The organism is Apolloniradiicaulis salifontis (assembly GCF_053756655.1).
Window position 1 is genome coordinate 1321088 of record NZ_CM132387.1, and the last position, 25398, is coordinate 1346485.

A 25398-nucleotide genomic window follows, 5' to 3' on the forward strand; every position below is an offset into this window, starting at 1 on the left:
CAGCGATGAAACCGCGTTTGAAATCCACCCGCGCTGCGCGCGAACTGATCAAGGCCTTTGAGCCCTTCCATGGCGAGGCCGTGCGCCGCGGCAAGAGATGGGTCGTGGGCTATGGCCACACCGCCGCGGCGAAGTCCGGCGTGTCGCTGTCTCGCGAGAACGCCGAGCTTCTTTTGATGTACGACGTGCTCCAGGCGGAGACCGCCGTGCACGCCGCCCTGGGCGAGGACATCTCGGCGCCGGTGCGCGACGCGCTTGTGAGTTTCGCCGCCTCGGTCGGTCTGAACGCCTTCAAGGTCTCCGACGTGGCGCGCCTGGCCAAAGCCGGAAAGCTTGAGGCGGCCGCCGCCGCGCTCGAGACCTGGGTGAGGGTGAGCGAGGACGGGCGTCTGGTCACCTCTGATCTGCTGGTGAAGCGCCGCGCCGCTGAGAAAGCGCTGATGCTTGGCCTGTCCGGCGCGCCGGCGTCTGCCGGTGCGGCGCCGCAAATTGAAGCTGAGCCTGGCATAGACACCGGGTCCGCGGCCGAAGCGCCGCAGCATCAAGCCGACCCGGAGCCGGTATCCGGGCCTGTCGCCAGGCCGGGCCGTCTGGTGGATGTGGACATCGCGTTTGAAGACCCGGAAGACGCGGCGCCTGCCGCCGCGCCCGATCTTGAGGCCGAGGCTGAGCCCGCCGCTGCGGAGATGTCCGACACGCCCGGCGCGGAAAGTGCGTCTGAACCCATAGAGACCGCGCCCGAGATTGAGACTCCTGAGGTCGTCGAGTCGCAACCGGTTGCGGCCGCAACAGATCCTGAAGCGCCGGCCGCCAGCGAGGCGCTCGACGCCGCTGATTTCAGCGATGCGCCGCAGACTGAACACGGCGGGCTGGATGAATTCGAGGCGGGTGCGCGAAAAGCCGCCCAGGACGCCGCCATTAAGGCCGTGATGAGCCGCATGGCCGGTGATATCTCCCAGTCGGTATCCGTCGCCGGGGTGCGCCGGCCTGAGACAGCTCCCGAGCCTGAGGCGCAGGACGCGTCTCAAGAAGATGCGGCTCAAGACGCCAGCGACGCGCATCAGGCGCAGACGGACGCCGCCGCGTCCCCGGCGCGCGATCTATCCACCACGCAGCTGGGCTATTCGTTCCTGCAGCCCGACGTGGTGGGCTGGGACTTCTACGACGAGGATGACGACGAGCCGGAGGCTGCGCCCCTAGACGCCGCCGGCGCCGACTCCGCGCCGTCCGAGACCGCAGACGCTTCGCCGGAGCCGGGGCCCGAAGAGGCCGCCGGTCCGGGCAAGGCCGTGGCCAGCGCCGCTCCGGGACCTGTGTACGCCACCGTTTCGGTGGGCCTGGTCCAGAGGACTGAAAACGCGCCGCCCCATCCGGCCGAAGCGCCCGCCGCCGCCCCCGGCATGAGCGGCGAAAGCGAAGGCCCCGACCATCACGAAGACGGCGAGGCCGAAGACATGGGCGAGGACGAGGCGGAGCTGGAACCGGCGCTCGTCGCCGGTCCCGAGGCTCACTATGAGTCTGAAGAGACCCCGCCGGGCGCTGTCGAAGGACGCGGCGACTGGGTGCACGGCGCCAATCTGGTGGCCGGAACCGCGCTCGCCGGGCTGGGCGCCTGGCAGATCATGGCCAATATGGACGCCTATCTGTCCGCAGGGCTCGGCTATAACTGGATCCCGCCCGGCCTGTTCGCCGGCGGCGTGCTGCTCCTGGTGTCCTCAGGCTGGGTCGTGGTCGGCAAACTCACCAGCAAGAAGGCCTAGGCGCGTCCGGCCAGATCAAGGCGACTGGCGCACCGTGCCAGCATCGTCAATACTCGCCTTCAGGGGTGAGACGATGTCTGAAGATGGTTTGCAGGACGGCAAGCGAACGCTCGGCATGATCGACGGGGCGCTGACACAAGTGTCTCTGGCCCTGGTGTGCCTGGCGCCGACGCTGGGCGCGGTTTTGTTCTGGCCAGCCTTGCTGCGGCCGCAGATCCGCGAAGTTCAGGATCAGGGGCGAAGCGGAATTCTGCTCGCACCGGGGCCGTTCTTCGTCATCGGACTGTTCTGCGGTCTCGTCGCCGCCTCGCTGCTGTCGCCTGAGTCCGACGGCGCGCTGATCACCATGGGTGAGGATGTCCGCAGCGCCGCCGGCGACGGGCAGTTCTGGCGCGCGGCCTCCATCGGCCTGCCGATCTTTCTGGCGTCGGTCGCGCTCGGGCTGGCCTTTTATGTGTCTGCAAGGGTGTGGCGGCTCGCCGAGCGGTCCCTGCAGGGCTGCCTGAGGGGCGCCCAGTACGGTCTGTTCGGCTTCATCGCGCTGGTCGTGTTGGCCGAGCCGTTTTCAAATCTGGTCGGTCCGGGCGGTGATAACGGCGTGTATGAGCCGGTGGTCTGGGCGGTGACAGGTCTTTGGGTCACCGCCTTTCATATCGCTCTCATGGGCGGGGCCGGCGACCGGCTCTGGGCGCGTCTTGGCGCCGGGGTCACGGTTGGCGCGTGCGCCGCCGGCCTTGGTGCGCTGCCCTATCTTGTCTAAGGGCGACGAGCCCGGCTTGACCGTTTCTCCCGGCGTGGTATCTCGCCTTTCATGATCTCGAACCAATACCCCACGCTCGAGTTTCCCCTCGGCGAAACTGCGGAGATGCTGCGCGACACCGTGCGCTCCTTCGCCTCCGACAAAATTGCGCCCCGCGCCCACGATATCGACCAGAAGGACGAGTTCCCGGCCGATCTCTGGCCGCAGCTCGGCGAGCTCGGGCTCCTGGGCATCACCGTGGAGGAAGAGCTCGGCGGGACCGGGCTCGGCTATCTGGAACACTGCATCGCCATGGAGGAAATCTCGAGGGCGAGCGCGTCGGTGGGCCTGAGCTACGGCGCGCACTCAAACCTCTGCGTCAACCAGATCCGCATCAACGGCAATGACGAACAGCGCGCCAGGTACTTGCCCAAGCTCATCAGCGGCGAGCATATCGGCGCCCTGGCCATGAGCGAGACCGGCGCGGGCTCCGACGTCGTGTCCATGAAGCTGAAGGCCGAGAAAAAGGGCGACCGCTACGTCCTCAACGGCTCCAAGATGTGGATCACGAACGGGCCCAGCGCCGACACGCTGGTGGTCTACGCCAAGACCGATCCGGCCGCCGGCTCCAAGGGGATCACCGCCTTCCTCATCGAGAAGGACATGAAAGGCTTCTCCGTCGCCCAGAAGCTCGACAAGCTGGGAATGCGCGGCTCTGAAACCGGAGAGCTGGTGTTTGACGACTGCGAAGTGCCCGAGGAGAACGTGCTCGGCCATATCGGAGGCGGGGTGCGCGTCCTGATGAGCGGGCTCGACTATGAGCGCGCGGTGCTGGCGGCGGGGCCGCTGGGCATCATGCAGGCCTGCATGGACGTGGTGATGCCCTATGTGCACGAGCGCAAACAGTTCGGCCAGGCGATCGGCGAGTTCCAGCTGATCCAGGGCAAGATCGCCGACATGTACACCCGCATGAACGCCAGCCGCGCCTATGTGTACGCCGTTGCGCAAGCCTGCGACCGCGGCAAGACCAGCCGCCAAGACGCCGCCGGCGCCATTTTGTTCGCCGCCGAAGCCGCCACCCAGTGCGCGCTGGACGCGATCCAGATCCTGGGCGGCAACGGCTATATCAACGAATATCCCACAGGCCGCCTGCTTCGCGACGCCAAGCTCTACGAGATCGGCGCCGGCACCAGCGAAGTGCGCCGCATGCTCATCGGGCGGGAACTGTTCAACGCCACGCGGTAGCGATAAGTGGATATCAGATGGAAAACCCCGGTGCGGTTGCGCCGGGGTTTTTTGTTTTTGGGCGGCTGCGGTGACAGCGTCGTGATCCGAGGGTCCTTCGAGGCTCGCCCGGATCAAGTCCGGGCTCGCACCTCAGGATGAGGGAATGTGAAACGAAGTTTTCCTCATCCTGAGGAGTCTTTTTCGAAGAAAAAGCCTCGAAGGGCCTGCAGGATAAGGCGCGTTCCGGGTCAGGCTTATCCGCCCCCTCGCACACCTCCCCCATACTGTCCCCGCTTCCAACCGCGGACGGGACGGCTCGAGACGTCTTTGAAACGGCGATGAAGCGTGGCGCCACGATGACCGGCCCGGCGCCCCGCCATAGGATCAGAGGGCCTAAGACCGGCGGGCGGCCTTCCCGGCGTAAGATCGCCGGGCCTTGTCATCACAGCGCTTTGATGGAGTTGCGGGAGGCGACGGGTGGCCAAGCCACGCCTTAGCCTTGGCCTATGCCACGCCCAAGCCACGCCGACGCCCGGGACCTCCCGCGCTCTTGATGCCCAGACCTCCGAGGCGAAAGCCTGCGGGGCTTTTTGTGCGGGCGGCCGGCGCGAGGCGGAAGCAGGGCGCCGCCGGCGTTTGCGCCACGAAACGCGCAGGCGTCCTGCGCGTTAGGACGGGTGAAGCAGGAACGCCAAAGGAGGCCTCCATGACTCACAATGCGAAAATCACCCGGAAATCCGCCGTCGACGTGCAGGGCGCGTCCATCCCCAAACTCGGCTTCGGGACCTGGAAGCTGAAAGACGGCGACGCCTATGACGGCGTCAAGGCGGCGCTGGAAACCGGCTACCGCCATATCGACACGGCCCAGGCCTATGGCAATGAAGGCGAGGTGGGGCGCGCGATTGCGGACTCAGGCGTGGCGCGCGAAGACATCTTCCTCACCACCAAGGTCTGGATGGAGCGCTTTACCGCCGGTGATCTTGAAGCCAGCGTGAAGGAGAGCCTGTCCAGGCTGAAAGTGGACAAGGTGGATCTTCTGCTGCTGCACTGGCCCCAGACCGACGTGCCGCTCAGCGAGACGCTGAACGCCCTGAACGCCTGCCGTGACGGCGGGATGGCCGCCCATATCGGCGTCTCCAACTTCACCACCACCTGGCTTGGCGAGGCGGTCGCTCTCTCCAAGGCGCCGCTGATCTGCAATCAGGTGGAGTATCACCCCTTCCTGGATCAGACCCCGGTGCTCGACGCAGTCGAGAAATACGACATGGCGCTGACCGCCTACTCGCCCATCGCCCAGGGCGAGGTGCTTGATGATTCCGGCCTCAAGGAGATCGCGAAAACCCATGACAAGACGCCGGTTCAGGTGGCGCTGCGCTGGCTGATCCAGCAGGAGCGGGTCTGTGCGATCCCGCGCTCGTCCTCCAACGCCCATGTGGAGAGCAATTTCGAAGTCTTCGATTTCGAACTGAGCGAACAGGAGATGGGCCGGATCCACGATTTGCGCAGCCGCAACCACCGCATCGTCGATCCCGACTGGGCGCCGGACTGGGACGTGGCGGCCTGAAGCCGGAAACCAGCAGCCGGGCCTGCGCGTTGGGGCGGAGGCGACCAGAACGGAGCCTCGCCCCATGGCCCATCCCCCCCTGGAGAAGCCGCCCGCCCGGTACGGCGATCTCACGGCGCTTTTCATTACCTCCACGCTGAAGCGTTCACCGGACGCCTCCGACACCGACGCGTTAATGGATGTGTGCCGCCAGATCATGACCGGGGCCGGCGTCAGTGTGGACAGCGTGCGCCTGGTGGACCACCAGATCGCGTTGAGCGTTCATCCGGACATGACGCAAGCGGGCTGGGAGCGCGACGACGGGCCGGAAATCTGGACACGCGTGCGCGCGGCGGACATTCTCGTCATCGGCACGCCGATCTGGCTGGGCGAGGAAAGCTCGGTGGCGCGCCTGCTGCTGGAGCGTCTCTACGCCCATTCCGGCCAGACCAGCGCGAAGGGCCGGTACATCTTCTACGGCAAGACCGGGGGCTGCGTGGTCATCGGCAATGAGGACGGGGTCAAGCAGATCTGCATGACCATGCTCCACGCCCTGTCCCACATCGGCTACGTCATCCCGCCCCAGGCCGAAACCGGCTGGATCGGCGAGATCGGCCCGGGTCCCGGCTACGCCGATATGGAAGGCGGCGGCGCGAAGTACACTTTCACCCAGCGCAACGCGGTGTTCATGAGCTGGAACCTCATGCACATGGCGCGCATGCTGAAAGACAATGGCGGCCTGCCGGGCTTCGGGAATGTGGACCCTGAGCGCCTGAAGGCGCAGCAAACCTTTCATCCCGATGCCGATACTCCGGGGTAGGGACGTCCTCTTGGCGAGATGCCCGCGTCACGGCTTGGCGCCTTTCGCCGCTAACATTTTTGCTAATTAATGGTTGATCTGGCGGCAGAAAATAATACTATAAGAGGATCGGCCGCACCCTAAGCGTCAAAATGGAGTAGAAAATGACACAAATCGTTGACGCCTCTATTCGACCTTTGAGCCCCTCGCAAATCGATCAAGTGGGCGGCGCCGGATTGCCGGTGCTCGCTGGATATTACGCTCTGCGCGCGGGCGGGGGCGCACTTGTAGGCGCCGCCGGCGCCATGGCGCGTGAGGTGGCCGGAGATGGTCTTGGCTGGGATGACTGGGACGAGGTTGCCACCGGTGCAGGAATCGGCGCTTTGGCCGGCGTCGGGCTGGGCATGCATGGCCATGCCGCCAAGGTCCTGAAGTAGGCGGGAGTCGGGGGATGGCGGTCGAGTCTTTCGCGATTTCCGCCATCCCCTGTCCGCTGACGGTGATCGCAAAGATCGCCGTCTTTTCGTTCCTGGACTGGTTTTCGACCGTCCTTGCAGTCCGTTCTTTCGGACCTGAAATCGAAGACAACATCATTGCCAGAAAATTTATTAAAAATAAGAACGCCCAGTCTTACTTCATTATACAATTTATCGTGTTTTCAGTCGCCTTTGGATTTGCTGCGCATTTTGTTGACTGCGGATTGGCGCATTTGCTGGCGAATTTGCTCTTCCTGGTGATTGTGTGGAACTTTTTCAACTTCGCGTACGGTCACTACCTGCTTCGCCGCCGTAGACGTTGACTCGCTCGGTACTTGCCGTCCGGGCCGTTACGGCGGCGCACCTTCCACCTCGATTGCGATTCTGAGCTGTTCGCCCAGGGCGCCATCCTAAACCGCGACGCCGCGTGTCCGGCTGAGTAAAAGGCTGGTCTCTGACGGCGCGTCTTTCAGCGCCTCCACCCCGGCGCGATAGCCGGCCTCCAGCGCATCGTCGAAGCGCTTCCATTCCCGCAGATCCAGATCAAGATCGGGCAGGACCAGCAAATCCGCCGCGCTTCGAAACTGGGCGTGCTGCTCCATGGCGCCCACGGTGGCGGCGCGCATGAGGAGCGAGGCGATGGGCGGGGCTTCGGACAGGCCGTGCTTGAACGCCCAGCCGAAAAAGCCCGGCGCATCAACAAAGTCGCCCGGATTGATAGTGTTGGTGCGCGTCACGTCGCAGCCGAGATTCACGCCGCGGTGGAACGCCTTCATCTCCTGGACCGGGAAATTGTTGAACACCGCCCCGTCCACTAGCACGTCCTCGCCCTGAACCACCGGTGGCAGCAGTCCGGGAATGGCGATGGAGGCGCGCAGCGCCTCGCGCAGACGCCCGCTGCGATGCACCTTCACCGTCGCGTCGGAGAGGTTGGAGGAGATGCAGAAGAACGGGCGGGCGAGATCGTTTACGCTGACCTCGCCGAAATGTTCGGCCAGGCGCTGATCCACACGTTTGCCGCGCATGAGCGAGACCACCGGCAGCGTCCAGTCCGACAAGGGATTGGACGTGACGAAGGCGGCGCGCATGCGGTCCTCCAGCTCGTTATCGTCCCAGCCCATGGCCGCGCCGGCGGCGATGATGGCGCCCATGGACGAGCCGCCGAAAAAATCAAACTCCACGCCGGCGTCGCGAAACGCCCGGATCGCGCCGATATGGGCGTAGGCCCGCGAGCCGCCGCCCGACAGCACCAGTCCCACCGAGCGGCCCGCTATGGTGCGCGCCAGATGGCGGACATCGCCGGGCTTGCCCTGGCGCCAGTGAAAGCAGCGCGCAGCGTCGGCGGCTTCAACCCAGTCCTGCGGGCTGGCCTCGCGCCGGTCGCCGCCATGGTGGACCATCACTACGTCGATCAGCTTCAGCCGCGCAGCCGGCGAGGGGTCGTCGGGCATCAGCGGCGTCGAGGGCCGCGCATCGGCGCGCGCCATGAGCCAGATCCGGTCGGCCCGGCCCATGGCCTGGCGCGCCCATTCTGAATCAGCCAGGCGGGCGTGTAGCAGGACCACATCGTGGTCGGCCTCCATGGCGTCCAGCTTGCGGCTGGAGGCTTCCTTCATCTCATAGCCCAGCACCGCCGCTTTCACGCCCAGCGCCTTGAGCGCGCCTTGAAGCTCGGCGGTGCGGAACTCCAGATCGATGGTGGGCGAGGTGGAGATCAGCGCGAACACTTTCGGCTCGGCGCGCTGATTGAGCGAGCCGCCGCGCAGGCGGAACAGCATCATGCGCGCCAGCTCGTGCATCAGAGAGGCGTGCTTTCGCGTCAGCCGGTCGAAGGCCTGCTTGGGCAGGCGCATCAGCTCGCAGTCGCGCAGCGCATAGACGCTGGCCGAGTGGCGCCGGTCCTCCACCAGAGCCATCTCGCCGATGGGTTCTCCTTTGCGGATATGGCCCACCAGCTCCGGGCGGCCGTCAGCGCCGGTGCGGAACGCCCCCAGCGCGCCTGAGCGCACCAGGTAAAACGCGTCGGCCGGCTCGCCCTCTTCAAACAGGGTCTGTCCCGACGGCAGGCAGAACCACTCCACCTCGGTCTCGACGGCTCTAAGGGCCGCCTTCTCCACCCGATTCAGGAAGGGCAGGAAACCAAGATTGAGATCAACCATGAGGCCGGGCGTCGCCTTGTTCTAAAGCCGGATCACCAACAGACAGCACACCGGGTGCGTGCTCAAGGGGCTTCGCAGACCCAGCTCAGGACATAGGATTTTGGAAGCCCGGCAAGGCGCTCGGTCCAGAGATCTGCTTCGGGCATGAGCGCCTGAAACTCCACCTTGGAAAGCAGGTTGAAGTCTTCGATATAGATCCGCCGTTCGTTGGCGGTCGGGTTGGGCATCCATTCAGGCTTGTTCATGAACTTGCGCTGGATGGGCCGTGAGAACCAGTGAATGAACGGCTGGCGCAGGTGCGGCTCGATGGGAAACTCCCACGCCGGGGTCTGCATCCAGCCGGCATGGGCGACCCGGCGCGCCTCGGCGGCGAAGTTCTCCATGTCGCGCCACAGGCCCACATGCTCCACCACCGAATTGGAGTGACACACGTCATAGGCCTTGTCGGCGACCTCGGTCAGCGCGCAGCCATTGCCGATAAGGCGCCGGAACTCCACATCGCCCTGCGTCATGCTGCTGGAATCCAGCTCGCTTTCGGTGAGGTTCACCAGATCAATGCGCTCGACGCAGTCCAGCGAGACATTGTCCCAGAAGATCGCCTGACCGCCGACATCCAGAATCACAAGCTTGCGGCCCGCCGCAGCGGCGCGCGCTGCTAGAAACGAAGACAGGCGCCGTCCGCGCGCTTTACGAAAGCTGTTGACGTTCTGATTGATGATATGCATGCGCGCCCCCGGAAAGTTCGAGGGTGATCATGCCTCACAAAGCTTAAAGATTGCTGGACCGGCGACGCACCCCGGACAGGGCGCGGCGCGCCGCCTTCCGTCACCCGCGGCCCATGCGTTTGACCGGCTTCAGCGGCGCGAAATTCCCCTCGCGCTTTTCGCCGCGCGCCGTGATCGCCTCCATGATGTCGTCGGTGCTCCACAGGCTCGCCTGCAGCGTCATGGCATGCTCCAGGCTGTCGGCGATGGTGTGGTCTCGGGCGTAGAGGAAAGAGCGCTTCACGCCGGAAATCGTCAGCGGAGCCTTGCTGGCGATCTTTTCGGCGACCGCGTCCACATGCTCGCGCAAACTCTCAGAATCAGCCAGCACGGCGTTGTAAAGCCCGAGCTTTTCTGCGCGCTCCGGGCTCAGGCTTTCGCCGGTATAGGCGAGCTCGCGCGCCACGCCTTCGGGGATCAGGCCCGGCAGGCGCTGCAGCGTGCCCACATCGGCGAACATGGCGATATTGGTCTCTTCAATGCGCATCCAGGCGTCCTGCGTCCCGTAGCGCAGATCGCAGGCGGTGATCATGTCCACCGCCCCGCCCACGCACGGGCCCTGGACCGCGGCGATCACCGGAAAGCGCGCGCGCTCAAACGCCGTGAACGCGTCCTGCAGGGCCGTGGCGGCGGTCATGAAGGCTTCGCGCGCCGCCGCGCTGTCGGTCGCCAGCGCATCGGGGTTGGTGAACACCGAAATGTCCATGCCGGCGGAAAACACCGGACCTTCCGCGTCAAGAATCAGCACCCGCGTCTCGCCCGCATCCGACAGGGCCATGACCGCCTCGGGCAGTTCACGCCAGAAGGCCGGCGTCATGGTGTTGCGCTTGTCGGGGCGATTGAGGGTGAGGCGTGCGACGGGGCCGTCGGCGGATAGGGTGAAGCTGGTGTAAGCGGGCATGCGCGGCTCCTAGGTTTGAAGTTGCACCATGGCCTGGGCGGCTGCACGCGGACAAGCGCGTTTGCGAGCAGAAATGCAGCCCGCGCAAATACCATTATAAATTTATGGTTGATTTCGGTAGGGGATTCGGAAACCTATCATAAGCTGCAAGGTTGAGCGGCTAAGCGAACACATCGAAATGAGAAAACCGTTGACCCAGACGATTGGACGCGAATTGACCTTCGTTGAGCTTGACGAAGTCACCGGAGGTTTCGGCTTTATCGGCGCCGGCGCCGGCGCCGGCGCCGCATTCGCAATTGGGGCGGAAATCATGGGCGATGGATTGCAGGCTGAAGACTGGGATGAAATTGCGATCGGGGCTGCCTCAGGGTTTGTCGGCGGGGCTGCGGGCCGCGGCATCGTCGCCGGGATCAGAGCCGTCCGCGGACCGGCTGCCGCAAGCAGTCGCGGCGCGAATGCCGCTGATGCTATCGGGGGAAGCTTCGCCGGTGGAATGGCGTCTGCAGCCCTTGGCGGTTAGGTTTGAACATGAGCAGCTGGTGCGGTCTGCCTGATCGCGCCAGCGCTTCATGGAGGCGGCGATGATTGAAAGAGTGCTCGCCATCTTTTGCGCTTTGATGTCGGCGATCGGAATGCAGGTCCTTGTCGGGGATTTGTTTGGATCCGGCCTGCCGGCGCTTGCAGGCTTCATAGCCCAGATCGGGCTCTCTTTTTATGTTTTGAGAGATAAAATTGGACCCAATCGGGTGGACTAGGCGCTCGCGGTGGAACGCTGCAGCCAATGAAACACTCGATCACACGGCGAGCATGCCGGCCAGGATGCCTCCAAGCGCTGCGCCAACGCAGGAGGGATAATCGTGGAGCGGGTATTGGTCATCTACTGTTCGGTAATGTCGGCAGCCGGCGCGTTCCTATTTCTGGACGCAATAACGGGGGGCTACCGGCTTGGCGTGGTCGCCGTCTTCATCTAACTCGCGATCGCGGCATATGCGACGCGAGAAAAATGGTGAGCGCGACGCCAGAGCAGGACCTGAAACGAATCTGCAGCGGTCGTTGACCCTCGGCTCATCAATCAACGCCCTGCATCGTTGAGAAATCGCGCGCGGCGGGCTAATCCCGCGTCTTCGAACAAATTAAAGGCGCGCCATGACCCGACTGACTTCCGAGCTCGACCCGAACTCCGATGCGTTCAAAGCCAACGCCGACGCCATGGAGGCGCTGGTCGCGGAGCTTAAAGACAAGACGGCCACAGCGGCTCTGGGCGGAAATGAGCGCGCGCGGGAGAAGCATCTGAAACGCGGCAAGCTTCTGTCCCGCGACCGGGTGCAGCGCCTTCTGGATCCCGGCTCGCCGTTTCTTGAGCTGTCCGCGCTGGCCGCCAACGGCCTTTACGAGGGCGATGTTCACGGCGCCGGCATGATCACCGGAATCGGCCGGGTCTCGGGGCGCGAATGCGTCATCGTGTGCAATGACGCCACGGTGAAGGGCGGCACCTATTATCCCATGACGGTGAAGAAGCATCTGCGCGCCCAGGAGATCGCGCGGGAAAACCATCTGCCGTGCGTGTATCTGGTGGATTCAGGCGGCGCGAACCTGCCTCACCAGGCCGAGGTGTTTCCCGACCGCGACCATTTCGGCCGCATCTTCTTCAACCAGGCCAATCTCTCCGCCGCCGGCATCCCCCAGATCGCGGTGGTCATGGGCAGCTGCACGGCCGGCGGCGCCTATGTGCCGGCCATGAGCGATGAGAGCATCATCGTGCGAAATCAGGGCACGATCTTCCTGGGCGGCCCGCCGCTGGTGAAGGCCGCCACCGGCGAGGTGATCTCGGCCGAAGACCTAGGCGGCGCGGACGTGCACGCGCGCACCTCCGGCGTGGTGGACCATTACGCCGCCGACGACGACCACGCGCTTCAGATCGCCCGCCGCATTGTCGCGGGCCTGAACACTGTGAAGCCGAAACAGGTCTTTCTGGAAGAGCCGGAGGAGCCCGCGCTGGACCCGGCGACGCTGAACGGCGTCATCCCCAAGGACGTGCGCCAGCCCTATGATGTGCGCGAGGTGATCGCGCGCCTAGTGGACGGCTCGTATTTTGACGAGTTCAAGAAGCTTTATGGCGAGACGCTGGTCACCGGATTCGCGCGCCTGCACGGCATGCCGGTGGGGATCATCGCCAATAACGGCGTGCTGTTTTCTGAAAGCGCCCTGAAGGGCGCCCACTTCATCGAGCTGTGCTGCCAGCGCAAGATCCCGCTTTTGTTCCTGCAGAACATCACCGGCTTCATGGTGGGCTCCAAATACGAGGCCGGGGGCATCGCCAAGGACGGCGCCAAGCTCGTCACCGCCGTCTCCACTGCTCGTGTTCCCAAGATCACGCTTGTCATCGGCGGGTCTTACGGCGCAGGCAATTACGGCATGTGCGGCCGCGCCTTCTCTCCGCGATTCCTCTTCATGTGGCCCAATGCGCGCATCTCTGTGATGGGCGGCGAGCAGGCCGCCAGCGTGCTCGCGACCGTCAAGCGCGACGGCATGGAGGCGCGGGGCGAAACCTGGAGCGCGGACGAGGAAGCCGCCTTCAAGGCGCCGATCCGCGAGACCTACGAAGCCGAAGGCTCGCCCTATTTCTCCACCGCCCGGATCTGGGACGACGGCGTCATCGCGCCTGAAGACAGCCGCCGCACGCTGGCCCTGGCCTTGTCGGCGGCGCTCAACGCGCCGATCGAGGATACGAAGTTCGGCGTATTCCGGATGTAGGCCGGCTTGTAGGCGGCGTCACAGCGCCGTCAAAATGATGTCACGCGCCCGGCCTTGCCCCGAAAGCCCAATCTGGCGATGCTGGATGCGGGGCGGATGACTGGATCCGGCACGGGAGGGGTGAAATGGAATTTCTCAATGACGTTCTTGCGTTTTTTCGGGCCGGATTTGACCAGGTCAACGGGGTGCAGGGGCTGATCATCGCATTCGTCGCGGCCCTCATCCTGCCGAGCTGGCGCCGCCTGCCGATGTTCACGCTGGGCGCAACGATCATTCACGTGCTGGTCGACAGTCTTCTGCCTGTCGTATCGCGGGGCGCGCCGCTGCTTCTGCCGGACATTCTCGAATACCCGTTCTGGCGTTATGTCGCGGTGTTGCTGGCCGGCTACCTGGTCGTGATCGCGGTGTTCATGCTGGTGCGCCAATTGCTGCTCAAACGCTGAACGCTTTCAGGAAAGCGTGGGATTTTCGCGACGGCGCACAATTTAATCTCCGCCGAATCATCGTTTTCCTTGCTTTTTGTTAACGATTTGGCACGCTCCGACACCGTGGGTGGCCGAGGGCCGCTGAACGAGGGGATTAAGTCATGGAATTTCTCGACCCGGTCATGCCGTATGTCGAGCCGGTCTGGGCATGGCTCATGAACGGCGTGGAGACCTTTGGTCCGGCCGCTGAAGACGGGGGCGTCAACTGGCTGTTCTTTGGTCTTCAGCTAGGTGTCATCGGCCTTGTGATGGCGCTTTTGATGCCGTCCTACGGCGCGATCCTGATCTTCACCGTTGCCAGCGTCATCGTCCATGTGGTCGTTGATCAGGTGCTGCCCATGGTGCGCGACGGCGCCAGCTTCTCCCTGCCGCCTGTGACCGACATGGTCTACTGGCAGTATCTGGCGTTCGCCGCCGGCGCCTATCTGATCGGCCTGACCGTGCTCTACCTGATCAAGTCGATCGTGCTGCCGCGCTGATCCGCGCCGCCGCACCTTGAAAAATGACAGCCCGCCCGGCCCCTTGCGCCGCGGCGGGCTTTTTCTTGTGGCCGGCGCGCAGTAGGAAGGGGGCTACGCAGTTTCTCAGCGAGGTCGGCCATGGCGATTGAAGATGAAGTCCTGCTGGAGGTGACGCCCGGCGGCGCCGCGGTGATCACCCTGAACCGGCCCGAAAAGCACAACGCCTTCAACGCGGATGTCATCGCGCGGCTCTCCGACATCTTCGNRRMYCTGCGCGCCAACGCCGACGAGGTGCGCATCGTGATCCTGCGCGGCGCGGGCAAGAGCTTCTCAGCCGGGGCCGATCTTGAATGGATGAGGGCGGCCGCCGACTGGACCCATGACGACAATGTGGAAGACGCGCTGGGTCTCGCGCGCATGCTGCACAAGCTTTTCGACCTGCCCCAGCTCACCGTGGCGCTGGTGCAGGGCGCGGCCATGGGCGGCGGCGCCGGCCTGATGGCGGCGTGCGACGTGGCCGTGGCGGTCAAGGACGCGAAGATCCGCTTCTCCGAAGTGCGCCTGGGCCTGACGCCGGCCACGATCTCGCCCTTCGTCGTCAAAGCGATCGGCCCGCGCTACGCCCGCGCCCTGTTCGCCACGGGCGAGGGGTTTGACGGGAATTTCGCCCACCAGATCGGCCTCGCCCAGTACGTGGTCGACAGCGTCGACGAGCTCGACGACATGATGGAGCACCTGGCCACGCTCGCCTTCTCCACCGCGCCGGGCGCCGTCCATGACGCGAAAAAGCTGGTGGACATGGTCGCCGATCACGAGATCAACGACTCCCTTCTGCGCAAGACCGCCCACCAGATCGCCGATCGCCGGGTCTCCGAAGAGGGCCGTGAAGGCCTCACCGCCTTCCTGGAGAAGCGAAAGCCGGGCTGGGCCGAGTAGCCATGGCGCTGCCGCCTCGCACCGAGCGCGCGCTTCACGCCTTCCGAACACGGCTGCACGATGCTTTCGTGCGCGGCCCGGTCACCGGGGCGCTGTTCGAATTCGTCGCCTTCGGGATCAAGCAGGCCTGGGCGTGCCTGTTCGGCGGGTTGATGCTGGCGCTGCTGCTGGCGACCTTCCTCCTCTGGTCGGAAGACGCGGCGCTGGCGCGCTATGACGCCATCACCATCGGCGCGCTCCTCATCCAGATCGCCATGCTGGCCCTGCGCCTGGAGACGCTGGCCGAGGCGCGGGTGATCCTGGTGTTTCATCTGGTGGGCACGCTCATGGAGATCTTCAAAGTCCATGTGGGAAGCTGGGTCTATCCCGAAGTGGATGCAGCATTTTTGCAGATCATGGGTGTGCCGCTCTTCTCCGGATTCATGTATGCGGCGGTGGGCAGCTATCTCGTCCGGGTGTGGCGGATTTTCGCGTTCCGGTTCGACCGGTTTCCACCGCTCTGGCTGCAGGCGATCCTGGCGGCCGCGGTCTATGTGAATTTCTTCACCCATCACTTCACCCTGGATCTGCGATGGGGGCTGTTTCTGGCCAGCGCCCTGATCTACGGGCCGTGCGTTGTCTGGTTTCGCCCCGACGAGAAGCACCGCCCCATGCCGCTTCTTCTGGGTCTGGTGCTGGTGGCCCTTTTCATCTGGTTTGCAGAGAATATCGGCACGTTCGCGCGCGCCTGGAGCTACCCCGGTCAGGAACTCGCCTGGCGGCCGGTGCATATCGCAAAGCTGGGCAGCTGGTATCTCCTGATGCTGATCAGCTTCGTCCTGGCGGCGGCGGTGCGCGGCCGCGAAGACGCGAAGTAGGCGGAGCCCCCCCGGCGCATCCGGGGTGCGCCGCCTTGCGGACGCCCCCGGCGCTTGAACCTTGGCGCGCCATGGCGCACAACGCGGACCCATCTTCGAACCGGCTCCAGGACGTCCATGATCAAGAAGCTGCTCATCGCCAATCGCGGCGAAATCGCCCGCCGCGTCATGCGCACCGCGCACGCCCTGGGGATCGACACCGTGGCGGTGTATTCGGACGCCGACGCTGACGCGCCCCATGTGCGCGACGCCGGCGAGGCGGTGCGTCTGGGCCCGGCGCCGGCGCGTGAGAGCTATCTCAAGGCTGATCTCATCATCGAAGCGGCCCGGTCCACTGGCGCCGATGCGATCCATCCGGGCTACGGCTTTCTGTCGGAGAACGCCGGCTTCGCCCGCGCCTGCGCCGAGGCGGGTATCGTGTTTGTGGGGCCGAGCCCTGAGAGCATCGAGGCCATGGGCCTCAAGGACCGCGCCAAGAAGCTGATGGAGACCGCCGGCGTGCCGGTGACGCCCGGCTATCACGGCGAGGGCCAGGACCCGGACGATCTGAAGGACGAGGCCGACAAAATCGGCTACCCGGTCCTGATCAAGGCGGTCGCGGGCGGCGGCGGCAAGGGCATGCGCAAGGTCGAAGAGAGCGCAAAATTCCTCGAAGCCCTCGACAGCTGCAAACGCGAGGCCTCCTCCAGCTTCGGCGACGAGCGGGTGCTGATCGAGAAATTCATCTCCAGCCCGCGCCATATCGAGGTGCAGATCTTCGGCGACAGCCATGGAAACGTCGTCCACTTCTTCGAACGCGACTGCTCGCTGCAGCGCCGCCACCAGAAAGTCATCGAGGAAGCGCCCGCGCCCGGCATGACCGAGACGGTGCGCAAAGCCATGTGCGACGCCGCCGTGCGCGCGGCCAAGGCGGTGGACTATGTGGGCGCGGGCACGATCGAGTTCATCGTCGACGGCTCCGGGCCGCTGCGCGAAGACGGTTTCTATTTCATGGAGATGAACACCCGTCTGCAAGTGGAGCATCCGGTGACCGAGGAAGTCACCGGCTATGATCTGGTGGCGCTCCAGCTCCATGTGGCCGCCGGCGGCGAGCTTCCGGCCCAGGACATGATTACGCTTCACGGCTCGGCCATGGAGCTGCGCCTCTACGCCGAGGATCCGGCGAGCGGCTTTCTGCCCTCCATCGGCAAGCTGGACCGGCTGAACCTTCCAGAATTCGGTGTGCGCATTGAATCCGGGGTGGAGGAGGGCGGCGAGGTCACGCTTCACTATGATCCCATGATCGCGAAGATCATCGCCTCCGCCGAGACCCGCGAGGCTGTGATCGACCAGCTCGTCGAGTTTCTCGATGACGAGCTGATGGTTTGGCCGGTGAAGACAAACGCCGGCTTCCTGCGGCGGGCGCTGGATCACGCCGATTTCCGCGCCGGCGATGTGGACACGCGCTTCATCGATGAACGCCTGGAGGAGCTGGCCCCGAAGGACGCGCCGGCCCTGTCCTACGCCGCCGCGGCTCTGGCCATGGCCGAAGGCGGCCCCCTGGCGCCGGCGAGCGCCGATCCCTTCGATGTGCGCGACGGTTTTCGCGTAAACGGCGCGCCGGTGATCGAGATCGGCCTGGACGCCGGCGGCGAGCGGCGCGCCGTGCGCCTGGCTTTCAGCCCGAACCGGCTTGAGGCGCAGGTGGGTGAGCAGACCCTCGTGCTCGATCGCCCGAGCTATGGCGCCGGCGAGCTCTTCGCCGAGCTGGACCGCGATCCGGTCAGCGCCCGCTTTGAACGCCATGGCCGCGCCGTGCTCGTCAATGCGCGTGGCGAAACCCACCTCATCGAGCGCTACAACCCGGCGGCCCTCGCCGATGCGCTGGACGCCGGCGGCCAGATCAAGGCGCCCATGCCCGGCAAGGTGCTCTCTCTGCCGGTGAAGGCTGGCGACGCCGTAAAGAAGGGCCAGACCCTGGTGGTCCTCGAAGCCATGAAGATGGAGCACGCGCTTTCCGCCCCGGCCGACGGGGTGGTGGAGTCGGTGCCCGTCACCGAAGGCGCCCAGGTCAGCGACGGCGCGGTGCTGGTGGTGCTGGCGGATTAAGGGCGGGTTCGGCTCGTTCTCGGCCCGCTCCCGCCACCCTCATCCTGAGGTGCGAGCCAGAGGCGAGCCTCGAAGGACCCCGCAGGATCGAGCGCTCTGCGTCCTTTAAAGGCTTTTTGCTGACGCAAAAAGACTCCTCAGGATGAGGAAGGTTGGCGTTTCGCTGGGGCGCCGCCGCCACCCCTACCGTCCTTCCGCTCCGCTACAGGACACCTCCCAATCAAGGGGGAGGACAAGCGCCGGGCTCTCTGTCCCTCCCCTTTATGGGGGTGAGGGGCCAAAGACCGATCCTGGGGATCGGTCGACGCGCCGAACGGGTCGAGGCAAAACCTCGGGCCTGGTGGGGTGCGATGACGCGCGTGAGCCTTTGTGGCATTGGCGCCAGCACCCCGCCGCCCACCCCTTGGCGGTGTCAGCTCACTACTGCGCGTCGATGATCTCGCCGTGGCGGGTCTCTTCGGGTGAGCACAGGGTCACGAAGAGCGGGGCGATGTCGTCGGGATGGGGCAGGGACTGGGGGTCTTCGCCCGGCGCGGCCTTGGCGCGCATGCGGGTGCGCACGGCGCCGGGATTGAGCAGGTTCACCCGGACCGACGAGTCCACAAGCTCGAGCGCCCAGCTTTGAACCAGATTGTCGAGCCCGGCCTTGGACGCGCCATAGGCGGCCCAATAGCCCTTGGCCCTGCGGCTGCCGACGCCGGATGTGGTGAACACGGCGCGGCCGGCGTCTGATTTTTTAAGAAGGCCTTCAAAGGCGCGGATGAAGCGGGCCGGGGCGATCAGATTGACCCCCAGAACCTCGTTCCAGACTTTCGACGGGATCTGTGCGGCCGGTGTGATGACGCCCAGCACGCCGGCGTTCACCACCAGGCAGTCCAGCTTGCCCCAGCGCTTCGCCACCGCCTCGGCCAGCTTCTCGATGGAGTCCGGCGCCTGAAGGTCCATTGGGACGAGGGTCGTAGATCCGCCCGCCTTCTCGATGGCGTCGTCCAGGTCCTCCAGCCCGCCTTGAGTGCGCGCCGTAGCGATCACGTGGGCGCCGGCTTCGGCGAGTTTCAGGGCGGCTGAATAGCCGATACCGCGCGATGCGCCGGTCACCAGCGCCACGCGGCCCTCAAGCGGGCGAGAGTTCGTCATGCGTCAACCAGGAATGAGAGTTGGGTGTCCTTGTCGGACTGCGAGCGATCGCGATCCGCAAGCCGTGTGGGGTAGTCCCCGGTGAAATAGTGATCGGCCAGTTGCGGGCGGGCGTCATTGCGCGTTTCACCGCGCACGGCCCAGTACAGCCCGTCCACCGAGAGGAAGCCGAGCGAGTCCGCCTCCAGCATGGCCCGCATGCGCTCGGGATCATGGCTGGCGGCCATGAGCTCTTCGCGCATCGGCATGTCGATGCCGTAAAAGTCCGGGTGCGTGATGGGCGGGCAGGCCGAGCGCAGATGCACTTCGGTGGCGCCGGCCTCGCGCACCATCCCGACGATCTTCTTCGAGGTGGTGCCGCGCACGATGGAGTCGTCCACCAGAAGCACGCGCTTGCCCTTCAGGACCGAGGCGTTGGCCGAGTGCTTGCGCCGGACGCCGAGATCACGCTTGGCCTGTGTGGGCTGAATGAAGGTGCGTCCGGCGAAGTGGGCGCGGATGATCCCCAGATCAAACGGCTTGCCGATGGCTTCAGCAAATCCGAGCGCGGCCGCCATGCCGCTGTCGGGCACGGGCACCACCACGTCGATGTCTGCGGGCGCCTCTTCCGCCAGGCGCCGACCCATGCGCTTTCGCGCCTCATAGACGGAGATGCCGTCGATCACCGAGTCGGGGCGGGCGAAATAGATGTATTCAAACGCGCAAGGCCGGGCCGGTACGGCGGGCGCATAGCGGCGGCTCTCAATGCCGTCGTCGGTGGCGATCACCATCTCGCCGGGCTCGACCTCGCGCAGGAAGGTGGCGCCAATCATGTCCAGCGCGCAGGTTTCGCTGGCGAAAATCACCGCGCCGTCCAGCTTGCCCATGACCAGCGGCCGGATTCCCAGCGGGTCGCGCGCGCCCAGAAGCTTGTCGTTCGTCATGGCGACCAGCGCGAACGCGCCTTCCACCTGGCGCAGCGCCGCGATCAGCCGGTCCACCGATTTGGTCTTGCGCGATTTCGCCGCCAGTTGAAGGATCACCTCGGTGTCGGAGGTGGACTGGAAGATGGCGCCCTGGTTGGTGAGCTCCTCGCGCAGGGCCCGGGCGTTAGTCAGATTGCCGTTATGGGCCAGCGCCACGCCGCCGCCGCGCACATCGGCGTAGAGCGGCTGGACATTGCGCAGGGCGGCGCCGCCGGAGGTGGAATAGCGCACATGTCCGATGGCCACCGCGCCCGCCAGACCCGCCAGACGCTTGGGATCTGTGAAGTGGTCGCCCACCAGTCCCAGATGCCGCTCTGAATGGAAGCGGCCCTCGTTATAGCTGGTGATCCCGCACGCTTCCTGTCCCCGGTGCTGCAGGGCGTGAAGTCCGAAGGCGCAGAGCACTGCGGCCTCATCCGCGCCGCGAACGCCGAAGACGCCGCATTCCTCGCGGGCTCGATCGGTCTCGGCGTCGTATGTCAGGGTTGGCAAGCTCATCCCTCGTCATCCTCGGCTGTTCGCTGCTGGATAAGGCGACCGATCGGGTCTTCGTCAATGTCTTGCGCCCCGTTTTGTGCAGTGTCCGGATCGATCGGACTGCCTGCGGGGGCGAGATGTTGAAGCAGGCCGGCGGTGGCCCGCGCGAGCGGATAGACCTGCGAATTGCGCATCCAGGCCGGGGCGGTTCCCCCGCTGGCGTTGACGAAAACCACCACCAGAAGGCCCAGAAGGACCAGCCCGCGCGCCACGCCGAATACGAAGCCCAGAGCGCGGTCAAGGGTTGGCACGTCTTCGCCGCGCTTCACGTTTTTTTGCAGCGAACTGGTGACGAAGCTGACCGCCAGATAGACCAGAATGAAGACCGTGGCCATGGCGATGGCGTTGGCGGTGAGCGAGCCGCCCACCGGGCCCTCCAGCACGCCGGCGAAGACCGGGCGCGCCCAAAGCGCAGCGAGCGCGGCGGCCACGAAGGCCGTCACCGTAAGCGCCTCGCGCACGAAGCCGCGCATCAGGGCCATCAGCCCGGAGAGGAACAGAACCGCAACGGCGAAAAGATCGAAGGCTGAAAATCCGGCGTCCATGGTCAACCTCCCTGAAAACCTCGTGCGGACTAGGCCGCGTCCTGGCCGAGCCGGCGCACCAGCGCCTGAACCGAATCAACGCCGTTGACCATCATGCCCGCCGCATCAACGCCGCACGGGGCGAGGGCCTGCTTGAATCCCAGCTTGGCGGCTTCTTTGAGTCGCGATTCCGACCGGCCCACCGGGCGCACATCACCCGACAGGGCGATTTCGCCGAAGACGACCCCGTTATGGGGCAGGGGGGAATCGAGATAGGAGGAAATCAAGGCTGCAGCCACCGCCAGATCCGCCGCAGGCTCAGAGATTTTCAGCCCGCCTGCGACGTTGAGATAAACGTCGCGGCCCCCAAAGCCAAGCCCGCATCGGGCCTCCAGCACCGCCAGAACCATGGCCAGGCGCCCTGAATCCCAGCCCACCACCGCGCGCCGGGGCGTGCCGAAGGCGGCCGGCGCCACCAGCGCCTGAATTTCGGTGAGCACGGGGCGCGTGCCCTCCATGCCGGCGAACACCGCGGCGCCCGATCCGTCTTCGCCGCGCCCGGTGAGGAACAGGGCGGACGGGTTGGCGACCTCCTGCAGCCCGGCCTCGGCCATTTCAAACACGCCGATCTCGTCGGTGGGGCCGAAGCGGTTCTTCACCGCTCTCAGGATCCGGAACTGGTGGTTACGGTCGCCTTCGAAATAGAGCACCGCGTCCACCATGTGCTCCACCACGCGCGGTCCGGCGATCTGGCCGTCCTTGGTGACGTGGCCCACAAGGACGATCACCGTGTTGCGCTTCTTTGCAAAGCGAACGAGCTCCTGGGCGCAGGCGCGCACCTGGGCCACCGTGCCGGGCGCGGCGGCCAGCTGATCCGACCACAGCGTCTGCACCGAATCGATCACGGCGATGTCCGGCGTCTCTTTCTTGAGCCCGTCCAGGATCACCTCCAGCGAGGTCTCCGCCGCCAGAGACACCGGCGCGTCGGCGAGCCCCAAGCGCCGTGCGCGCCGCCGCACCTGATCGGCGGCCTCCTCGCCGGAGACGTAAACCGCCTTTGCGCCGTTCAGCGCCAGACGCGCGACGGCCTGCAGCAGAAGCGTGGATTTTCCGATCCCCGGATCGCCGCCCACCAGCACCGCCGAGCCCGGCACGAATCCGCCGCCGGCGACCCGGTCCAGCTCGGCCAGACCGGTTTCAAACCGCGGCGGATCGTCGGTCTCGCTGCCCAGGTCAAACAGCTCCAGCTTGGAGCGCCGGGCCTTCGAGACCGCCTTGGCCGCTGTGCCCATGGGCGCGCGGTGGTCGCTTTCTTCCTGCAGCGTGTTCCACGATCCGCACCCATCACACCGCCCGGCCCACTTGGCGTGCACCGACCCGCAGGACTGGCAGACATAGACGGTGTCGGAACGGGGCATGGACTGTCCGTGGCGGCGGCGGTTGCGCGCAAGAATAGCGCAATGGGAGTGATTCGGCTTTCCCGCAGCCCACCTGAATTCCCGGCCGAGATCCGGCGTTTTTCTTCAGCGGGCGCGGGTCGCGCAAGGCCATGTCCAGGATAAGCGCCCTGGTGGGCTGGCCGGGGAATTCAGGGCGGATGCCGGGTTAGTCGTCCTCGCTGCGCCCTTGCACGAAGCGGCAGACTTCCAGGTTTTCGCATGACTCCACCCCGTCCAGCGGGCCGCGCCAGAGGATCTTGCCGGCTTTGATCATGGCCACTTCGTCGGCGATGGTCCGCATCGACGCCATATCGTGGGTGATCGACACCGCCGTGGCGCCCAGATGCTTCACCTGGCGCAGGATAAGCTTGTTGATCACGTCGGCGGTGACGGGATCGAGGCCCGTGGTGGGCTCGTCGAAGAACAGGATTTTTGGCCGCCCGACAATGGCGCGGGCCAGGGCTGCGCGTTTCAGCATGCCGCCGGACAGAGAGTTGGGGCGCTTGTCGGCGTTCTCGCGGTCCAGATCCACCTGATCGAGGGCCTCCAGCGCCCGCTCGCGCGCCTCGTCGGCGTTCATATGCTCGGCGTGGAGCAGCCGGAAGGCGACGTTTTTCCACACGGGCAGGGAGTCGAACAGGGCGCCGGACTGGAACAGCATGCCCACTTGAGCCACGCCCGGATCATCCTCGCGATTATGCTTCACCGCACGGCCGTCGATCTCCACCTTGCCGGAATTGGGCTTGATGAGCCCCAGCGCGGTCTTGATGGTCACCGACTTGCCCACGCCCGACCCGCCGATGATCACCAGCGAGCGCCCCTCATGGGCCTCGAGGTTGAAGGCGTCGAGCACAGGTTTTGACCCGAACCGGACCGTCACGTCTTTCCAGGCGATTTTCACCTTGGCTTTGTCGGGAGCGGTCATCGAATCACACAAACAGCGAGGTGAGCAGGAAGTTCGCCGCGAAGATCAGCACGGCGGCGGAGACGACGGCGTTGGTGGCGGCCTGGCCGACGCCCTGGGCGCCCCCCTCGGCGTTATACCCGTGATAGCAGCCCATGAGGGTGAGCAAAAATCCGAACACGGCCGCCTTTACGAGGCCAGACAACACGTCCCAGGGCTCCAGGATGTCCAGGGTGTTCTTAGTGTAGACGCCGGGATCGAAATCCAGCGTCTGCACCGACACCGCGAACCCGCCCAGAATGCCGATTAGATTGGCGACGACCACCAGTAGCGGCATGACGATCACGCCCGCGATCACGCGCGGCGCGATGAGGTAACGCATGGGATCTGTGGCCAGCGTATGAAGCGCGTCGATCTGCTCGGTGGCGCGCATGGCGCCGATCTCCGCCGCGATGCCGGAGCTCACCCGCCCAGAGACCATGAGCGCGGCGATCACGGGGCCAAGCTCGCGCACGATCCCCAGTGAAACGATGTTGGGCACAAAGCTTTCGGCGTTAAAACGCGAGCCGCCGGTATAGATGTTCAGCGCCAGCGCCGCGCCGGTGAAGAGGGCGGTGAGGCCCACCACGGGTAGAGACAGAAAGCCCAGCCGGAACAGCTGCTGCACAAGCTGGCCGCCGAAAAACGGCGGGCGCACGGCGGCGAACACCGTCTCCAGCGCAAAACGCGTCACCGCGCCGGCGCTTTGCAGAAGCGCCAGCAGGCCGGCCCCAAGGGCGCGCACCGGGTTCACGCCGCGCCCTCATAGATCCGCGCCGCCCGGCGGCCGAGCCCGGTCAGGATCTCATAGGGCAGGGTGTCCGCGATCTGCGCCACGGCGCCCAGATCGGCGCCCAGGAACGACGCCGGAGCGCCGGCGCGGACTTCGTCTTCGCAATCGGTGACGTCGAGCACTGTGAGATCCATGGAGACACGGCCGAGGATAGGCGCCTTTGCGCCGTTGAAGCGGGCGTATCCTGACCCGGAGAGCGCGCGCGGCAACCCGTCGGCGTAGCCGGCGGCCACCGTCGCTGTGAGCCGTGGCCGGTCGGCCACATAGGTCGCGCCATAGCCGGTGCTCTCGCCGCGCTCAAGGCGGCGCAGTTGCAGGACCGGAGCTTCGAGGCGCACGACCGGCTCAAGCCCGTGATCTTCGCCGGGGTTGGCCGTGGCGCCGTAAAGCCCGATGCCCGGCCGCACCAGGTCGAAATGATAATCCGAGCCCAGCAGCACGCCGCCGGTGCTGCACAGCGAGCGCCGCACGCCGGGGAAATGCCCGGCGACGGCCTCGAATTGCTTGAGCTGCGCCGCGTTCATGATGGCGCCTGCATCGTCGGAGCAGGCGAGATGGCTCATGACAAGGCGCAGATCGAGGCTTTCCAGCTGATCCGGGGTCAGTGCTGCGGCCTGTTCCGGCGAAAGACCCAGCCGGTTCATGCCTGTGTCCACGTGCAGGGCCACGGGTCCGTAAGGCTCCTGCAGCGCAGCCTCCAGATCTCTATCGCTGTTGAGGATCGCGCCCAGGCGGGCTTCAGCGAACAGGCCGCGCGTATCGAGACGATAGCCGTTTAACACCCAGATTTCAGCCTCGCCGCCGCCGAACGCCCGGCGCAGTTCCGCGCCTTCTTCGGGGGTCGCGACAAAGAAGCTGCGGCATCCTTCGCGCAGGAGGCGCCGGGCCACTTGCGCCGCGCCGAGACCATAGGCCTGCGCTTTCACCACGGCCGCGGTCTCTGAGTTCGGCGCCCGCCCGGCAAGGCTTTGATAATTGCGCGCCACGGCGTCGAGATTGATCACCAGGCGCGGCGAGACCCGGTCGTCGGGAAAGCTTTGATCGTTAGAGGTCATGGACGCTGACAGGCTGCGGAAGGGATGTCCCAGATATGGCCCATCATGGCGCCCGC

The 25398-nt window shown here is 65.5% G+C and carries 25 protein-coding genes; 15 read left to right on the forward strand and 10 right to left on the reverse strand.

Annotated features, from left to right (window positions below; genetic code table 11):
* The first annotated feature begins 5 nt into the window (after positions 1 to 5).
* From ACWCOP_RS06410 to ACWCOP_RS06440, 7 genes are all read left to right on the forward strand, one after another.
* A complete protein-coding gene (locus ACWCOP_RS06410; RefSeq protein WP_478250396.1) occupies positions 6 to 1760 on the forward strand; it encodes a glycoside hydrolase family protein in 1755 nt (584 codons plus the stop codon).
* A 73-nt stretch (positions 1761 to 1833) separates the two neighbouring features.
* Entirely contained in the window at positions 1834 to 2520 is a 687-nt protein-coding gene (locus ACWCOP_RS06415) for a hypothetical protein (RefSeq protein ID WP_478250397.1), read from the forward strand.
* A gap of 51 nt (positions 2521 to 2571) precedes the next feature.
* A complete protein-coding gene (locus tag ACWCOP_RS06420; protein ID WP_478250398.1) occupies positions 2572 to 3744 on the forward strand; it encodes an isovaleryl-CoA dehydrogenase in 1173 nt (390 codons plus the stop codon).
* 688 nt (positions 3745 to 4432) lie between these two features.
* On the forward strand, positions 4433 to 5290 hold the full coding sequence (locus ACWCOP_RS06425; RefSeq protein WP_478250399.1) for an aldo/keto reductase: 858 nt from the start codon (positions 4433 to 4435) through the stop codon (positions 5288 to 5290).
* A gap of 64 nt (positions 5291 to 5354) precedes the next feature.
* A complete protein-coding gene (locus ACWCOP_RS06430; protein ID WP_478250400.1) occupies positions 5355 to 6089 on the forward strand; it encodes a flavodoxin family protein in 735 nt (244 codons plus the stop codon).
* Positions 6090 to 6232: 143 nt separating this feature from the next.
* On the forward strand, positions 6233 to 6505 hold the full coding sequence (locus ACWCOP_RS06435; RefSeq protein ID WP_478250401.1) for a hypothetical protein: 273 nt from the start codon (positions 6233 to 6235) through the stop codon (positions 6503 to 6505).
* Positions 6506 to 6519: 14 nt separating this feature from the next.
* Positions 6520 to 6867, forward strand: a complete 348-nt coding sequence (locus ACWCOP_RS06440) for a hypothetical protein (protein WP_478250402.1) — start codon at positions 6520 to 6522, stop codon at positions 6865 to 6867.
* 87 nt (positions 6868 to 6954) lie between these two features.
* Here ACWCOP_RS06440 and ACWCOP_RS06445 read toward each other — a convergent pair whose 3' ends face one another.
* The 3 genes from ACWCOP_RS06445 to ACWCOP_RS06455 form a co-directional block, all read right to left on the reverse strand.
* Complete coding sequence (locus ACWCOP_RS06445) at positions 6955 to 8703, reverse strand: patatin-like phospholipase family protein (RefSeq protein ID WP_478250403.1); 1749 nt, start codon at positions 8701 to 8703, stop codon at positions 6955 to 6957.
* Between the two features lie 62 nt (positions 8704 to 8765).
* A complete protein-coding gene (locus ACWCOP_RS06450) occupies positions 8766 to 9428 on the reverse strand; it encodes a methyltransferase domain-containing protein (RefSeq protein ID WP_478250404.1) in 663 nt (220 codons plus the stop codon).
* A gap of 100 nt (positions 9429 to 9528) precedes the next feature.
* Positions 9529 to 10368, reverse strand: coding sequence for an enoyl-CoA hydratase-related protein (locus tag ACWCOP_RS06455; protein WP_478250405.1), 840 nt, complete (start codon positions 10366 to 10368; stop codon positions 9529 to 9531).
* Between the two features lie 190 nt (positions 10369 to 10558).
* Here ACWCOP_RS06455 and ACWCOP_RS06460 point away from each other — a divergent pair, with 190 nt between their 5' ends.
* The 8 genes from ACWCOP_RS06460 to ACWCOP_RS06495 all read left to right on the forward strand — a co-directional run bounded on the left by ACWCOP_RS06460 (position 10559) and on the right by ACWCOP_RS06495 (position 17949).
* A complete protein-coding gene (locus tag ACWCOP_RS06460) occupies positions 10559 to 10888 on the forward strand; it encodes a hypothetical protein (RefSeq protein WP_478250406.1) in 330 nt (109 codons plus the stop codon).
* A gap of 61 nt (positions 10889 to 10949) precedes the next feature.
* A complete protein-coding gene (locus tag ACWCOP_RS06465; RefSeq protein ID WP_478250407.1) occupies positions 10950 to 11123 on the forward strand; it encodes a hypothetical protein in 174 nt (57 codons plus the stop codon).
* Positions 11124 to 11514: 391 nt separating this feature from the next.
* Entirely contained in the window at positions 11515 to 13122 is a 1608-nt protein-coding gene (locus ACWCOP_RS06470; protein ID WP_478250408.1) for a carboxyl transferase domain-containing protein, read from the forward strand.
* 125 nt (positions 13123 to 13247) lie between these two features.
* Entirely contained in the window at positions 13248 to 13565 is a 318-nt protein-coding gene (locus tag ACWCOP_RS06475) for a hypothetical protein (protein WP_478250409.1), read from the forward strand.
* A gap of 143 nt (positions 13566 to 13708) precedes the next feature.
* A complete protein-coding gene (locus ACWCOP_RS06480; RefSeq protein WP_478250410.1) occupies positions 13709 to 14086 on the forward strand; it encodes a hypothetical protein in 378 nt (125 codons plus the stop codon).
* Positions 14087 to 14206: 120 nt separating this feature from the next.
* Entirely contained in the window at positions 14207 to 15004 is a 798-nt protein-coding gene (locus tag ACWCOP_RS06485; RefSeq protein ID WP_478250411.1) for an enoyl-CoA hydratase-related protein, read from the forward strand.
* Between the two features lie 2 nt (positions 15005 to 15006).
* Positions 15007 to 15861, forward strand: a complete 855-nt coding sequence (locus ACWCOP_RS06490; RefSeq protein ID WP_478250412.1) for a DUF817 domain-containing protein — start codon at positions 15007 to 15009, stop codon at positions 15859 to 15861.
* Positions 15862 to 15978: 117 nt separating this feature from the next.
* Positions 15979 to 17949, forward strand: a complete 1971-nt coding sequence (locus ACWCOP_RS06495; protein ID WP_478250413.1) for an acetyl/propionyl/methylcrotonyl-CoA carboxylase subunit alpha — start codon at positions 15979 to 15981, stop codon at positions 17947 to 17949.
* A 420-nt stretch (positions 17950 to 18369) separates the two neighbouring features.
* On the opposite strand, the gene ACWCOP_RS06500 is transcribed toward ACWCOP_RS06495, so the two are convergent.
* The 7 genes from ACWCOP_RS06500 to alr form a co-directional block, all read right to left on the reverse strand.
* The gene (locus tag ACWCOP_RS06500) at positions 18370 to 19086 is read right to left on the reverse strand and encodes an SDR family NAD(P)-dependent oxidoreductase (RefSeq protein WP_478250414.1); all 717 of its coding nucleotides are present in this window, start codon (positions 19084 to 19086) and stop codon (positions 18370 to 18372) included.
* Positions 19083 to 20549 (reverse strand): amidophosphoribosyltransferase, encoded by a 1467-nt coding sequence (gene purF / locus ACWCOP_RS06505; RefSeq protein ID WP_478250415.1) that lies wholly within the window; start codon positions 20547 to 20549, stop codon positions 19083 to 19085. The genes ACWCOP_RS06500 and purF overlap by 4 nt, the downstream gene beginning before the upstream one ends.
* Positions 20546 to 21133, reverse strand: coding sequence for a CvpA family protein (locus ACWCOP_RS06510; RefSeq protein ID WP_478250416.1), 588 nt, complete (start codon positions 21131 to 21133; stop codon positions 20546 to 20548). Before ACWCOP_RS06510 ends, purF begins: the two co-directional genes overlap by 4 nt.
* Positions 21134 to 21162: 29 nt before the next feature.
* Positions 21163 to 22530 carry a DNA repair protein RadA gene (gene radA / locus ACWCOP_RS06515; RefSeq protein WP_478250417.1) on the reverse strand — a complete coding sequence of 456 codons (1368 nt, stop codon included), beginning with the start codon at positions 22528 to 22530 and terminating at the stop codon, positions 21163 to 21165.
* Positions 22531 to 22717: 187 nt separating this feature from the next.
* Entirely contained in the window at positions 22718 to 23476 is a 759-nt protein-coding gene (locus ACWCOP_RS06520) for an ABC transporter ATP-binding protein (RefSeq protein ID WP_478250418.1), read from the reverse strand.
* A 4-nt stretch (positions 23477 to 23480) separates the two neighbouring features.
* Positions 23481 to 24248, reverse strand: coding sequence for an MlaE family ABC transporter permease (locus tag ACWCOP_RS06525; protein ID WP_478250419.1), 768 nt, complete (start codon positions 24246 to 24248; stop codon positions 23481 to 23483).
* On the reverse strand, positions 24245 to 25342 hold the full coding sequence (alr, locus tag ACWCOP_RS06530) for an alanine racemase (protein ID WP_478250420.1): 1098 nt from the start codon (positions 25340 to 25342) through the stop codon (positions 24245 to 24247). Before alr ends, ACWCOP_RS06525 begins: the two co-directional genes overlap by 4 nt.
* Between the last annotated feature and the right edge of the window lie 56 nt (positions 25343 to 25398).